Genomic DNA, 13,058 nt, shown 5'->3' on the forward strand with positions numbered 1-13,058 from the left:
TCAAAAAGGAACTATAGCAAGATAATTAAAATTAGCCAGTGGTAAGCTTAAAGTTGATGGATGGTCGGTTTGAGTTTATCAATGGAAACCCAAGGCTGTTTTCTTTTTGTATTTGCCCGAATGTAATTTTAAGGGTCAGATATTGATTGTCCCTAGGCTTATAAGGTTTTAATAGAGGTTTGTAATATAGACTTTGCTAAATACTGGAAGCTGGGAAGGTTCCATCAAGTCATAAGAGTGGTTGTCTATATCAAAACGTTCTACAATAGTATAGGGACCGCAACATTCCCCACCCTCAGAGAAACTTGTTTCAAAATCCACTGTAAATGAATCACCTTCATCAAAATCTATTGTCAAGGATTTTTGTCCGAATGATTCCGTTGAAACAGGAATGGCCAAAAATGTTCCCATATTAGGATATTCTTCAACTGTAAATGCTATTTCTTGTTTTTTTTGATTGACAATCTCTATAAGATTGGCATCGATGCTTTCATCGCTCAATAAATCGGCATCATTTTCGGGATTTAGAAATTGAAGATAGATTGTGTCATCAACCGCTGCACAAAGTACTGCAGCACAATTCAAATCTATGGAATCATCATCCGATTTACATGAGATAAACAAAACCGTAATAAACAATACAAGGAAATTTTTTGGCATAACGTATTTGCCAAAAAGATGACAACATGATGTTTAGGTTGCTTTGTAACTGATTTACCATCCACCAGAGGCACCACCGCCCCCAAAACCGCCTCCACCGAAGCCTCCACCAAAACCTCCGCCTCCGCCGAAGCCTCCGCTTCCAAAACCACCGGAAGAGCCAGAGCTACGACCCATATTGCTCAGAATGATCATATCCCAAATATCGAGTCCACGTCCTCTTCGCCCGCCATTACGTCCGCCACCTTTATTTTTGCGGCTCCATAAAATGATGATGATAACGATAAAAATGATTAATGGGAAAATGGCATCAATCGGAAATGGTTTCCCATTTCCAAAAGTTCGGTCTTCGGTAAATTCCCCGGTAAGTACTTTAAAAATGGCATCCGATCCCTTGTCTAATCCACTATAATAATCGCCTCTTTTAAATTCTGGGATAATTATGGATTCTATAATGCGCTTGGACATCAAATCGGTTAGACTTCCCTCTACACCATAGCCCGTGTTGATTGCAATTCTTCGATCGTCCTTGGCAAGGAGCACAAGAACGCCATTGTCTTCATCGGCTTGTCCAATACCCCATTTTTGCCCCCATTGTGCACCTAAATAATTGATGTTCTCACCTTCGGTTGAACTTATTATTGCAATAACAATTTGGGTAGAGGTACTGTCCGAATATCGAATGAGTTTTTGTTCCAGTGCACTGCTCTGTGAAGGAGATAATAGGTTCACATAGTCATAAACACTGGTTTGTTTTTGCGGTTTTTCGGGTATGGTAAACTGTCCCCATGCTAGGGAAGCCCATAAAAAAACCAGTAAAAAACTACCCTTTGGATATCGCATCGTTCAGTTCATTGGTGTCATCATGGTCCCAAGGAAAATGAGCTTCAAGTTCATTGCCGGCCATTAGGATGCCTTCGGTGATACCTTGTTTAAAATTTCCTTTTTTAAAGTGAGAAGCAATTACGTCTTTGGTAGTGTCCCAAAACCCTTTGGGGACAACCCGGTCTATACCTTGCCCCCCGTAAATCACAAATTTTCGGTCGTCCACAGCTACATAGATGAGTACACCGTTGCCTTCTTTGGTGTTATCCATTTTAAGAAAGTGGAAAATCTGCTGTGCCCGACTAAAATGGTCAATTTTGGCAGATGCCTCAATGTGTACCCTTATTTCGCCAGAAGTATTTTTCTCAGCTTCAACAATGGCCTCAACAATATCACTTTCTTCCTCAGCAGTTAAAAACTCCTCTACGTGCGACATAATCTAGTTGAATTCGAAGTTCACATCAGGAGCGTTTTCGGAACCTGGATCTGCTTGATATCTGGGCATTTCCTCAAAACCAAACCATCCAGCAAGTATTTTTCCAGGGAATTTTGAGGTGTGAACATCATAAATATTCACTTTTTCATTGTACCTGTCCCTTGCTACATTGATTCTGTTCTCTGTACCCTCTAACTGGGATTGCAATTCCAAAAAGTTTTGATTGGCCTTTAATTCGGGATATCGTTCTACCGTAACCAATAATCTGGAAAGAGCAGAGGACAAGCCGGTTTGCGCCTGTTGAAATTCGGCCAATTGTTCCGGAGTAATGTTGTTTGCGTCAATATTGGTAGAGGTTGCCTTGGCGCGCGCCTCGATAACATCGGTCAAAGTGCCTCTTTCAAAATCGGCAGCACCTTGAACGGTTTTAACCAAATTTCCTATGAGGTCGTTTCTTCTTTGATAGGAGCTTTCCACATTGGACCATGCTGTTTTGGCATCAGCTTCATACTGTACGGCTGTGTTGTTGAAACCAACTGCCCATCGGTAGAGACCAAAGACAATGACCACAACAATAATTAAGGGGATTAACCATTTTTTCATTTTCCTATGGTATTAGTGTTTATAGTTGTTCTTTTATTTTCAGGAGCTCGGCCTTCACTTTTTGTAGTTTTTGAATCACTTCAAAATTGGAAAGGGCTTTTTGTTTCTCTTCTTTTAAATGCGTTTTGGCCCCATCTAAAGTAAATCCACGTTCTTTTACCAAATGATATATCAATTGTAGGTTTTGGATATCCTGCGGAGTAAATTTACGGTTGCCCTTCGCATTTTTTTTGGGCTGTAGTACATCAAACTCTTTTTCCCAAAAACGAATCAGGGAGGTATTCACTCCAAAGGCCTTGGCTACTTCGCCAATGCCATAATATCGTTTTTCTGGAAGATCTATGTGCATTAATCCAGTGATTGGTTTTCTTGGTTGGCCAATCTGAGCATATTCTCAAATTCTTCAGCCGACAAACTTCCGTAGTAGAAGTTAATGGGATTGATACGTTCCCCGTCCTTGAACACTTCATAATGTACATGGGGTGCTTCGGAACGTCCCGTACTTCCCACAAAGCCGATAAGATCGCCCCTTTTTACTTTTTGGCCAACGGTCACATTGTATTTGCTCATGTGCCCGTACAAGGAAATGTAGCCATATCCATGATCTATGCGCACGTGTTTTCCATATCCGGAGGACCTGTTATCGGCACGAACTATTTTTCCATCACCTGAGGCATAAATAGGAGTGCCACGCGGAGCAGTAAAGTCCATGCCCCAGTGCATTTTACGAGCTTTGGTAAAAGGGTCGGACCGCCAACCATAACCAGAGGCCATTCGGGTAAGGTCTTCATTGCTTACTGGTTGAATAGCGGGAATGGAAGCCAAAAGTTTTTCCTTTTCTTCCGCCAATTTGGCAATTTCATCCAATGATTTGGATTGTATCACCATCTCTTTTTGGATGATGTCCAATCGCTTGGTGGCATCGATAATAATTTCCGAATTATTGAAACCTTCAAGGTCTTTGTATCGGTTGATACCACCAAAACCAGCTCTTCGCTGTTCTTCGGGTATCGGATTTGCTTCAAAATATAATCTGTAAATATTGTTGTCCCGATCTTCAATGTTACCTAAAACTTGTTCCATTTGGTCCATCTTCCTGCTCAGGATATCAAATTGAAGTTCATAATTACGAACCTCACGTTCAAGGGAGAGTTCCTTGGGCGTGTTTACCCAGCGTGTATTCAAAAGAATGATGAGTCCAAGAAAGCCAAACAGTGCAGAGCCCAACAAGAACAAGAAAACATTCCTGTATTTTTTGGATTTTTTCGGCTCAATCTTTCTGTAAGAAAGTGTATCCGGATCGTAATAGTACTTTACTTTAGACATGAATGGATTTTATCCTATTTTTGCTCTCTCATTTTAAACAGAACAAACAAATATAAAAATTGTTTTGCTTAAAGTGTTAAATTTAAGAAAACCCTAGGAATTCAATGACATCCCAAGAAGTTAGAAACCAGTTTTTAAACTTTTTTAAAGAAAAGAATCATAAGATTGTTCCATCCGCACCCATGGTGATGAAGGACGACCCCACGTTGATGTTCACCAATGCCGGTATGAACCAATTTAAGGAGTACTTTTTGGGGAATTCCGTGCCCAAGAGCAAACGATTGACCGATACCCAAAAATGTCTTCGGGTAAGTGGTAAGCACAACGATTTGGAAGAAGTGGGGAAAGACACCTACCACCACACCATGTTCGAAATGTTGGGGAACTGGAGTATTGGGGATTACTTTAAAAAGGAAGCCATTCTGTGGGCTTGGGAATTGCTCACCGAGGTATATAAAATTGATAAAGACAGTCTTTACGTTTCTGTTTTTGAAGGCAGCGAAGATGACGGATTGCTACTAGACCAAGAAGCCTACGATTTGTGGAAGGCGATTGTGCCCGAAGATCGAATCATCAAAGGGAACAAAAAGGACAATTTTTGGGAGATGGGCGATCAAGGTCCCTGTGGGCCCTGTTCCGAAATCCACGTGGATATTCGCTCAAAAGAGGATAAAGAAAAAGTGGACGGAGCTTCACTTGTGAACCAAGATCATCCACAAGTCGTGGAAATCTGGAACTTGGTTTTTATGCAGTTCAACCGAAAGGCGAACGGTAGCCTGGAACCACTTCCAGAAAAGCATATAGATACTGGAATGGGCTTTGAACGCCTATGTATGGTACTTCAAGGGGTGCAATCCAATTACGATACGGATGTTTTTACTCCGCTGATTCGCGAAGTGGAAATCATCACCGGAAAAAAATACGGCAAGGATGAAGAAACCGATATTGCTATCCGTGTTATTTCCGATCATGTACGGGCAGTCGCCTTTTCCATTGCAGATGGACAATTACCGAGCAATACGGGGGCAGGCTATGTAATCAGAAGAATCCTGCGCCGGGCCATCCGCTACGGATTCACCTTTTTGGATACCAACAAACCCTTTATTTACAGATTGGTGAAGGTGTTGAGCGAACAAATGGGTAAAGCTTTTCCTAAGTTGAAGGAGCAGTACCAATTGATAGAAAATGTAATCAAAGAAGAAGAAAGTTCTTTCTTGAGTACCTTGGAGCAGGGGTTGGTGTTGTTGGATTCGGTTATAAAATCATCCAAGGATAAAACCATTGAAGGTGAAAAGGCCTTTGAACTGTATGATACTTTCGGTTTTCCGATAGATTTGACTTCCCTGATTCTGGAGGAGAAGGGTTATCAATTAGATACAGCAGGGTTTGAAAAAGCATTAAAAGCACAAAAAGACCGCTCCAGAGCAGCTTCAGAAATTTCCAAAGACGACTGGAATGTATTGATGACCGACACGGAGCAAGAATTTGTCGGTTATGATGCTCTCGAAGCCAATGTAAAATTGGTGAAATACCGAAAAGTGACCAGTAAAAAAGAAGGCGACCAATACCAATTGGTGTTCAATCTTACCCCGTTTTATGCCGAAGGTGGCGGACAAGTTGGGGATAAAGGTTATTTGGAAGCACCCAATGGCGATGTCACTTATATTGTAGACACCAAACGGGAGAACAATGAGATCGTACATTTTGCCAAGTCGTTGCCAAAAGATGTATCAGGAGCTTTTAAAGCCGTTGTGGACCAAAAGCAGCGCAGGAGGACGGCTTGTAACCATACCGCCACCCATTTATTGCACCAAGCCTTACGTGAGGTCTTGGGAACTCATGTGGAACAAAAAGGTTCCGCGGTACACTCCAAATATTTACGATTTGATTTCTCTCACTTTTCAAAAATGACTACTGAAGAATTGAGGGAAGTAGAGAATTTTGTCAACGCACGTATCGATGGGCGCCTTCCTTTGGAAGAAAACCGCAATATTCCCATGAAAGAGGCCATGGAGCAAGGTGCAATGGCACTCTTTGGAGAAAAATACGGCGATACCGTCCGAACCATTCGCTTTGGGCAATCCATTGAGCTTTGTGGAGGAACCCATGTAAAGAATACGGCCGACATCTGGCATTTTAAAATCGTTTCTGAAGGAGCAGTTGCTGCGGGAATCCGTAGAATAGAGGCAATTACTTCAGATGCCGTGAAAGAATTTTATTTCAACAATAACCGAATGCTTTTTGAGATCAAGGATATGTTGAAAAATTCCCAAGATCCCGTAAAATCGGTTGCGAGTTTGCAAGAAGAAAACCTTGCTCTGAAAAAGCAAGTGGAGCAATTGTTGAAGGATAAGGCCAAAGGACTTAAAAATGAGTTGATTGCTGAACTGGAAGATGTGAACGGAACTAAATTTTTGTCCAAAAAGGTAGATTTGGATGCCGGTGGCATTAAAGACCTTGCTTTTGAAATGGGCGGTCAAGTGGATAATCTGTTCTTGTTGCTGGCTTCTGAAAAAGATGGAAAAGCGATATTGTCTTGCTATATTTCTAAAGGTTTGGCAGCCGAAAAAAACCTGAATGCCGGAACCATTGTCCGCGAACTGGGCAAATATATCCAAGGTGGTGGCGGTGGACAACCGTTCTTCGCAACCGCTGGTGGCAAGAATCCTGCTGGAATTCCAGAGGCGTTGGACAAGGTCAAGGAATACCTGTCCTAATGGAATTACAAACAAGGATACCCTTAACGCCCAGCGATAATCCTATCGATTATCAAAGTAAGTTGGTGCTTTTGGGTTCTTGTTTTGTGGAAAATATAGGCAGGAAACTAGATTACTTCAAGTTTCAGCAATTCCAAAATCCCTTTGGGATATTGTTCCATCCCTTGGCCATTGAAAATTTGATTCAAAGAGCCATTGCCAGAAAAATGTATCAGCAAAGCGAGATTTTTGAACAAGACGGTATTTGGCGCTGTTTTGATGCCCATTCCGAATTGCGTTCAGCATCTTCAGATGAACTATTACGTCTTCTCAACCTAAGGTTGGAAGAAACCAAAAAAAGTCTGGAAACTTCTTCCCACATCATCATCACCTTGGGAACGGCTTGGGTTTATGAACATCAGACTTCAGGAAAAATAGTGGCCAATTGCCATAAAGTATCACAAAAGCAGTTCACTAAAAAACTATTGAGCCTTGGAGAAATCGAGGGTAGTCTTGACCATATTTTGAAATTGATTCAAAAAGTGAACCCCAAAGCACAAATTATTTTTACCATTTCCCCCGTTCGTCATTTAAAGGATGGCTTTGTAAAGAATCAACGGAGCAAGGCGCAGTTAATTACCGCTCTGCACCAAATAATAAATGGGCACAATGTGCCCTACTTTCCATCCTACGAAATTATGATGGACGAACTCCGTGATTATCGCTTTTATGGGAAGGATATGGTGCATCCCAACGAGTTGGCCGTCGATTACATTTGGGAGCGCTTCAAATGGGTGTGGATTTCCAAGAAAATCTACCCTGTTATGCACGAAGTGGATGCTGTTCAAAAAGGCTTGCTTCACCGACCATTTAACCCGGATTCAGAAGCGCATCAAAAGTTTAAAACATCGCTCGGTACAAAAATTACGTATCTTCAAGAAAGGTATCCTTTCATGAAATTCGAATAAATGAAAAAAGTTCTAGTTGGAGCAATAATTGCCTTGGCCTCGGTTTTGATTTATAAATCGTGTACCGATGATCGTCAGCAAAAATCAATTCTGGAAGAAAATTCGATGTTGATTCAGCAGGAATTGCGAAATGTTTCCAAGTTGGTGGTCACTGAGGGGCATTTTGCCGAAGTTTATAATTATAAAGATTCCAAAGAATTGTTTGGACCCTTAATTACAGCCCACAAGAAAGCCTTGGTAGTAGTAAATGCCGATGTCTCCATTGCCTACGACATGTCGAAAATCAGCTATGAAGTGGATGAGGAAAACAAGACCCTTAAAATTATTCAGATTCCTGAACCAGAGATAAAGATCAGTCCCGATTTTGAGTATTATGACGTAACGGCCGATTACTTAAACCCATTCAATGCAAAGGATTACAATGCCATCAAACGGAATGTAAACGTATCCTTGATGAAAAAAATAGAAGCCTCCTCACTGCGTTCGAATGCTGAAAATCGATTGGTGAGTGAGCTTTCCCGAATTTTAGTGCTGACCAATTCCATGGAATGGACCTTGGTTTATAACAACACTCCTGTTGAAAATGCGGAGCAATTGGAAAGTTTTTTGGAATAAGCTGTCACATTTCGTGATTTTGTGCGTCTTTTAGATACATTCAATCAATCAAAATTACGATGTTTAAAAGAGTACTACTAACCGCCCTTTTAGCCACTTTTCTATTTTCCTGTCAGCAAAAACCCGAATCGGATATCAGTTACGTCATTGCACCCGCGGTGGTGGATAGCATTCCGCAACTTAAAATCAAAATGACATTGGAAGCCAATCCCGATGGCACAACTACCTTATCTTTTCCGAATGAAGCTTGGGGACAGACCGATCTATATAATTCTTTGGGCAGGATGCAATTGTTGAATGTTGAGGGAGTGGTGGAAAAAGATTTGGATAGCGGCAGGATTGTACTAATGCATCCCAAAGATGTAAAAGAATTGGAGTTTGAGTATTTTCTTAAACAGGATTTTAAAGGAGATATTTCTACACGGGAAATTTACCGCCCTATCATAAACAAGGACTATTTTCATGTGTTTTCCCATAATATGTTTATGGTGCCCGAAAATGTGGAAGAGAATTTGGACATTGCTTTGGATTGGGCTGCCTTTCCAGAGGAATACACCATTCATAACAGTTTTGCCAGTCAAAATAAGGAGCAATTTCTACTGGATATGGATTTAGAGCTTTTTGGAAGCGCCATTTTTGTTGGGGGTGATTTTAGAATCTTCAATGGGGATATTCAAGGGAACAAGATTAGCTTGGCCACCCGTGGCGATTGGGTTCCATTTAAGGACGAGGAAGTTTTTAAAGTTTTGGAAGAAACCTTGACCTATCAACGTAATTTTTGGAACGACCATTCCCAAGAATACTTTACAGTAACCATGCAACCCTTTCCGCAAGAAAATGGAAGCAGCTTTCAGGGAACCGGGCTCACCAATTCCTTTGCCACTTCGGTTTCAAATAACGATTTAACGGACATCGGTCAAATGGTGTATTTGTTCAACCATGAGTTGATGCACAATTGGATTGGGCACACAATTACAAACGAGAACGAAGAAGAGCAATATTGGTTTAGTGAGGGTTTTACGGAGTATTACACCTACAAGAATATCGCTAAGAACAATATCAATGGTTTGGATGGTTCGTTTTTTATTTCGGAGCTGAACAGGACCATTCGTGATCTTTATGCTTCATCTGTTGTAGAGGCACCCAATGCCGAAATCAATTATGATAACTTTTGGACCAATTACGAATATTCCAAACTTCCGTATTGGAGAGGGGCTATTTTTGCTTTTTATCTCGATCAAAAAATTCAACAAGCAAGTAGAGGGAAACAAAGTTTGGATGATGTTATGCATCAAATTTATACGGATGCAACCACCAAGGAACAAAAATTGACCCACGATTATTTTATGGGTGTGATGGATGAGTATTGGGATGGTGATTTTGAACCCGTTTTTCAAAAACATATTGAGGAGGGACAAAAAGTTGATTTGGTAACCCTATTTGAAGAACTTGGTTTGGAGTATAGCCCCGAAAGCCATATTTACGAACTTGGTTTTGAATTCACGGAGGACCGAAAAGAAATACAAAGCGTTACCGAAGACAGCAAAGCTTGGGAAGCAGGGTTACGAGCTGGGGATGAGGTATTTTCCCGAAGCATTTGGCAAGGCAACATAGAGCATGAGGTAAAACTAGGCATAAGGAGAAATGGAGAAGAACGCAACATTTCTTTTTATCCAGTTACCAAAGGTGAGGTGCCACAGTTGAAACCTACACCTGAAAACTTGAAAAAATTGTGCTTCTAACTTACCAAAGCGGTATCCACTAGCTCAATGCCATCATCAATTAAGTGGCCTACCTTGGGGTTGTCCCGTTTTATATTTTCCAAGTGTTCCAAAATCTCTTGCTGAAATTCTTGATTGTTGTCCTGTTTGGCAAGCTCGTACAATTCTACAGGCAATAGCCAATCTTGTGGATGGTCTTTTTTGAGCGCTTGTAATACCTTGTTTCGGGAAATCGTAGTGTTTTTTCCTTCTCTAAAGTGCCTTATTTGCTCATAAAATCGCTCTAACTGCAGTCTTTCTTCGTCCTTTTTTGATTTAATGGTAGTTTCAGTAATCTGATGGCTTATAAGGTTGAAGCTATTCAAGTCTGCCGGGCCATTATAGGCGGAAACAATTTTTTGTCCAACCGCCATGTGGTATAATCCCCATTCGGGTTGGAACAAGACTTTATCACCGTGGGTAACTGTGCAATTTTCAAAAGTGATGAGGATGATTTCACCCATTAAGTTTCGCGTTCCTGTGATAATGGTTCCTTCAACCTTAACACCTCCTTCAAACTCCAGAGCAATTTGTTCGCCCTCATAAATTTTATAGGCCTTGAGATCGCGCGGCCCCATATTTTCAATGGCAATGTTAATGCCTTTCAGCTTACCAATTGGCGAGCCAAAGCCCTCTGCATGGTGATCGGTACTGTGGCCAACCAGTTCCTTTTCGCGATAGGCCAGTGCCGTACCTCCTGTGGTTTGTATGTAAATGGGCTTGCCGTCATTTTCGATGACATTGCTGAACTCTCCGGAGATTTGTAGTCCCGTGCTTAATTCGATAGTTCCCAATGCTTTGGAACCAATCAATTTTTTTATTCCTGAAAGACCACCGGTCCTCACGGCCATGGTATTGGCAAAATCTTCCAAAACCTGACTCAAAAAGGCAAAATCAGGAGTCACAAAAAGCTGTGGTTGTGGCTTTGTGATGTCAAACTCGGTATGTGCCGCTTCAATGGAGTAGGGTATCTTTTTTACCTTGTCCGTCATGCACCAGGTACTTTCCCCAATGGAGGAAAGCAGTCCTGCGCCATAAATTTTCGGGTTTTCCACGGTGCCGATCAAACCATATTCCACAGTCCACCAATGTAGGTTCCGAATCAGGGCCATTTCACTGGGCTCACCCATGTTTTCCTGGAGGTGCTCAATATGTTTTTCAGCTTCATCTATTTCATTTTGAGGCGTGCCATGCGCTTCTTTAATAATGGAAAGATGACGCACAGCATTATACAATTCGTAATCTTTGGCACTGGAAATGGCCTTGCAGCCAATTTCACCAAACCTACGTAAATACTCGGCGTATTCGGGATTGGCAATAATGGGTGCATGTCCTGCACCTTCGTGAATAATGTCGGGTGCAGGGGTATATTCAATATTTTCAAGCTGACGAATATCGGAAGCGATAACGAGCACGTTGTACGCCTGGAACTCCATAAATGCCGAAGGGGGAATAAAACCATCCACCGCAACAGCGGCCCATCCAATTTCTTTCAGGATGCGGTTCATCCCGTACATGTTGGGAATATGATCAATGGAAATCCCTGTTTTTTTTAATCCATCCACATAAGATTTATGGGCCACTTTACTGAGATAATCCACATTTTTTCGCATCACGTACCGCCAAACCGCTTGGTCAATGGCCGTGTACTCTTCATAATTTTGGGGTTTTATGAATTGTTTAAGGTGCTTCGGTAGTTTGTCCAGTATAGGATTGGATTCGTAGCTCATAAGTTAATTTTTGTGCGACCTAAAGATACAAAATAGGGAATGGATTTTCTCTTAAGGAAAGTTAAGAGCAATAAAAAACCGCCCAGTGGGCGGTTAATATTTTAGTTGGAGGCCACCGCTATTTGGGGTGGGTACTCTTTAAGAATATGTGAAACAAATTCCTTTATGCGCTGTTCTTTCTTTTCGATGTTTTTGGTGTTGTTCAGAGAGCCTACGCCACGTCCTTGCCATACCAGTTCTTTTTTATTGGCATCGATCACGTCGATGTACAATGAACCTTCGGTGCGGGTACTCACGTTGTTGCCGTAGCCCCAGCCCCAACCGGGTCCCCAGGCCCATGGGCTATAGAATCCTCCCCAGCCCCAGCCCATGCCGAAGTTGTTGTTATAAACATCCACACGTTCACGCTCTTTGGTGAAAATGCTGATCAATACATCTGGGTTATCGGATTTTACAAATCCACGTGACCCCATTTCAGCCTCAATGGCCCTTAAAATTCTTTTCTTGTCCAAATCCGAGATTTGAGCTTTGTCTATGCCCGTTTTGTAAAAGGCATAGCTTTTATAGTTGTTGAAGTCGGCTTTTTGATCGTAATCGGAAATCACCCGTACAGAAGAACAGGAGGCTAACAGGCCAAAGGCGAAGACGGCCAGAGCAAAACGTTGTAAACTTTTCATAGTACTTTTTTTAAATTCTTGAGGTCTAATAAATAAGTCACAAATATTATGCCGAATCCTTAATTTTGGGTGTTGGTTTTGGCATTATATCCATAGGGACAATGGCGGCAACCACTCTCGCAACAATAACCGCGTTTTAGGTGGTATTTCTCGGTAAATACCCGATATCCTTGTTCCGATAAGTAATAATCACCCTCTTCCAGAGGAATGCGTTCTTTCATGTGCTGCCTTCCATTTTTACTATATAAATTTAAGGTTTTCACGGCACAACGACTAAGATTTTAAGATTTTGAAAACAATGTTATTCACCGAAAATGTTGATGGATTTATCCTAACTGTCCAATTTTGAGCACTTTTTGCAGTTATATTTGTTAAGCAACCAATGACAGCAACCATTTGATACTTGTCTTTAAACATTTCTTCTATAAAAATTATGTGGGGCTCTCGCTATGGCCTTTCATTATTCTTAAGGAAGATTCCCTTAAGACCGATGAGGTGCTGATCAACCACGAGCGTATCCACCTAAAGCAACAGCGAGAACTGCTTATATTGCCTTTTTATATGCTCTATATTTCGGAATGGTTGTTCCGTACCGCACTTTATCTGGACAGTTACCGCGCCTATCAGAACATTAGTTTTGAACGTGAGGCCTATGCCAATGAAAAGGATATGCAGTATCTTGCCAAACGCAAAACCTTTGGTTTTTTACAGTACCTGACCCGTTAATTTTTTGGATTGAACATACCCGATCAGCATATAGAT

Annotated in this window: 14 protein-coding genes; 5 read left to right on the forward strand and 9 right to left on the reverse strand. The window is 41.4% G+C overall.

The genetic code is table 11. From position 1 onward, the window contains the following. Positions 1 to 168: 168 nt before the first annotated feature. From D2V08_RS02955 to D2V08_RS02980, 6 genes are read right to left on the reverse strand one after another with little or no spacing between them, the layout of a single operon-like run. Positions 169 to 660: a hypothetical protein gene (locus tag D2V08_RS02955; RefSeq protein ID WP_119606619.1), complete on the reverse strand. Its 492-nt coding sequence runs from the start codon at positions 658 to 660 to the stop codon at positions 169 to 171. Between the two features lie 54 nt (positions 661 to 714). Then, positions 715 to 1,503 (reverse strand): TPM domain-containing protein, encoded by a 789-nt coding sequence (locus tag D2V08_RS02960; RefSeq protein WP_119606620.1) that lies wholly within the window; start codon positions 1,501 to 1,503, stop codon positions 715 to 717. After that, entirely contained in the window at positions 1,484 to 1,921 is a 438-nt protein-coding gene (locus D2V08_RS02965) for a TPM domain-containing protein (RefSeq protein WP_119606621.1), read from the reverse strand. The genes D2V08_RS02960 and D2V08_RS02965 overlap by 20 nt, the downstream gene beginning before the upstream one ends. Before the next feature lie 3 nt (positions 1,922 to 1,924). Next, a complete protein-coding gene (locus D2V08_RS02970; protein WP_119606622.1) occupies positions 1,925 to 2,524 on the reverse strand; it encodes a LemA family protein in 600 nt (199 codons plus the stop codon). A 19-nt stretch (positions 2,525 to 2,543) separates the two neighbouring features. Next, positions 2,544 to 2,873 (reverse strand): MerR family transcriptional regulator, encoded by a 330-nt coding sequence (locus D2V08_RS02975; protein WP_100816308.1) that lies wholly within the window; start codon positions 2,871 to 2,873, stop codon positions 2,544 to 2,546. Then, entirely contained in the window at positions 2,873 to 3,850 is a 978-nt protein-coding gene (locus tag D2V08_RS02980) for a M23 family metallopeptidase (protein WP_119606623.1), read from the reverse strand. The genes D2V08_RS02975 and D2V08_RS02980 overlap by 1 nt, the downstream gene beginning before the upstream one ends. 104 nt (positions 3,851 to 3,954) lie before the next feature. Here D2V08_RS02980 and alaS point away from each other — a divergent pair, with 104 nt between their 5' ends. The 4 genes from alaS to D2V08_RS03000 are packed head-to-tail and all read left to right on the forward strand — an operon-like array spanning position 3,955 to position 9,871. Further along, positions 3,955 to 6,567 carry an alanine--tRNA ligase gene (gene alaS / locus D2V08_RS02985; protein ID WP_119606624.1) on the forward strand — a complete coding sequence of 871 codons (2,613 nt, stop codon included), beginning with the start codon at positions 3,955 to 3,957 and terminating at the stop codon, positions 6,565 to 6,567. Continuing rightward, positions 6,567 to 7,514, forward strand: coding sequence for a GSCFA domain-containing protein (locus D2V08_RS02990; RefSeq protein ID WP_119606625.1), 948 nt, complete (start codon positions 6,567 to 6,569; stop codon positions 7,512 to 7,514). The genes alaS and D2V08_RS02990 overlap by 1 nt, the downstream gene beginning before the upstream one ends. Further along, complete coding sequence (locus D2V08_RS02995) at positions 7,515 to 8,129, forward strand: DUF4230 domain-containing protein (RefSeq protein ID WP_119606626.1); 615 nt, start codon at positions 7,515 to 7,517, stop codon at positions 8,127 to 8,129. A 59-nt stretch (positions 8,130 to 8,188) separates the two neighbouring features. Further along, positions 8,189 to 9,871 (forward strand): M1 family aminopeptidase, encoded by a 1,683-nt coding sequence (locus D2V08_RS03000; RefSeq protein ID WP_119606627.1) that lies wholly within the window; start codon positions 8,189 to 8,191, stop codon positions 9,869 to 9,871. Here D2V08_RS03000 and D2V08_RS03005 read toward each other — a convergent pair. The 3 genes from D2V08_RS03005 to D2V08_RS17280 all read right to left on the reverse strand — a co-directional run bounded on the left by D2V08_RS03005 (position 9,868) and on the right by D2V08_RS17280 (position 12,517). Next, positions 9,868 to 11,619 (reverse strand): aromatic amino acid hydroxylase, encoded by a 1,752-nt coding sequence (locus D2V08_RS03005; protein ID WP_119606628.1) that lies wholly within the window; start codon positions 11,617 to 11,619, stop codon positions 9,868 to 9,870. The two genes, D2V08_RS03000 and D2V08_RS03005, sit on opposite strands and share 4 nt — an antisense overlap. 101 nt (positions 11,620 to 11,720) lie before the next feature. Further along, on the reverse strand, positions 11,721 to 12,296 hold the full coding sequence (locus D2V08_RS03010) for a DUF4136 domain-containing protein (protein ID WP_119606629.1): 576 nt from the start codon (positions 12,294 to 12,296) through the stop codon (positions 11,721 to 11,723). Positions 12,297 to 12,355: 59 nt separating this feature from the next. Next, on the reverse strand, positions 12,356 to 12,517 hold the full coding sequence (locus D2V08_RS17280; RefSeq protein ID WP_182835471.1) for a C1orf53 family protein: 162 nt from the start codon (positions 12,515 to 12,517) through the stop codon (positions 12,356 to 12,358). Positions 12,518 to 12,692: 175 nt separating this feature from the next. Between D2V08_RS17280 and D2V08_RS03015 the strand changes: the two genes are divergently transcribed. Beyond that, positions 12,693 to 13,022: a hypothetical protein gene (locus D2V08_RS03015; protein WP_119606630.1), complete on the forward strand. Its 330-nt coding sequence runs from the start codon at positions 12,693 to 12,695 to the stop codon at positions 13,020 to 13,022. Positions 13,023 to 13,058: the final 36 nt, after the last annotated feature.

Source organism: Flagellimonas lutimaris (assembly GCF_003581615.1).
Classification (GTDB): domain Bacteria; phylum Bacteroidota; class Bacteroidia; order Flavobacteriales; family Flavobacteriaceae; genus Flagellimonas; species Flagellimonas lutimaris.

Bases quoted from the DNA above. Each gene is read 5' to 3' on its own strand.
- D2V08_RS02990 (WP_119606625.1), top strand. From the start codon at position 6,567: ATGGAATTACAAACAAGGATACCCTTAACGCCCAGCGATAATCCTATC.
- D2V08_RS03000 (WP_119606627.1), top strand. From the start codon at position 8,189: ATGTTTAAAAGAGTACTACTAACCGCCCTTTTAGCCACTTTTCTATTT.
- D2V08_RS02970 (WP_119606622.1), bottom strand. From the start codon at position 2,524: ATGAAAAAATGGTTAATCCCCTTAATTATTGTTGTGGTCATTGTCTTT.
- D2V08_RS02995 (WP_119606626.1), top strand. From the start codon at position 7,515: ATGAAAAAAGTTCTAGTTGGAGCAATAATTGCCTTGGCCTCGGTTTTG.
- D2V08_RS02955 (WP_119606619.1), bottom strand. From the start codon at position 660: ATGCCAAAAAATTTCCTTGTATTGTTTATTACGGTTTTGTTTATCTCA.
- D2V08_RS02965 (WP_119606621.1), bottom strand. From the start codon at position 1,921: ATGTCGCACGTAGAGGAGTTTTTAACTGCTGAGGAAGAAAGTGATATT.
- D2V08_RS02975 (WP_100816308.1), bottom strand. From the start codon at position 2,873: ATGCACATAGATCTTCCAGAAAAACGATATTATGGCATTGGCGAAGTA.
- D2V08_RS02960 (WP_119606620.1), bottom strand. From the start codon at position 1,503: ATGCGATATCCAAAGGGTAGTTTTTTACTGGTTTTTTTATGGGCTTCC.
- D2V08_RS17280 (WP_182835471.1), bottom strand. From the start codon at position 12,517: ATGAAAGAACGCATTCCTCTGGAAGAGGGTGATTATTACTTATCGGAA.
- D2V08_RS03005 (WP_119606628.1), bottom strand. From the start codon at position 11,619: ATGAGCTACGAATCCAATCCTATACTGGACAAACTACCGAAGCACCTT.
- D2V08_RS03010 (WP_119606629.1), bottom strand. From the start codon at position 12,296: ATGAAAAGTTTACAACGTTTTGCTCTGGCCGTCTTCGCCTTTGGCCTG.
- D2V08_RS02980 (WP_119606623.1), bottom strand. From the start codon at position 3,850: ATGTCTAAAGTAAAGTACTATTACGATCCGGATACACTTTCTTACAGA.
- alaS (WP_119606624.1), top strand. From the start codon at position 3,955: ATGACATCCCAAGAAGTTAGAAACCAGTTTTTAAACTTTTTTAAAGAA.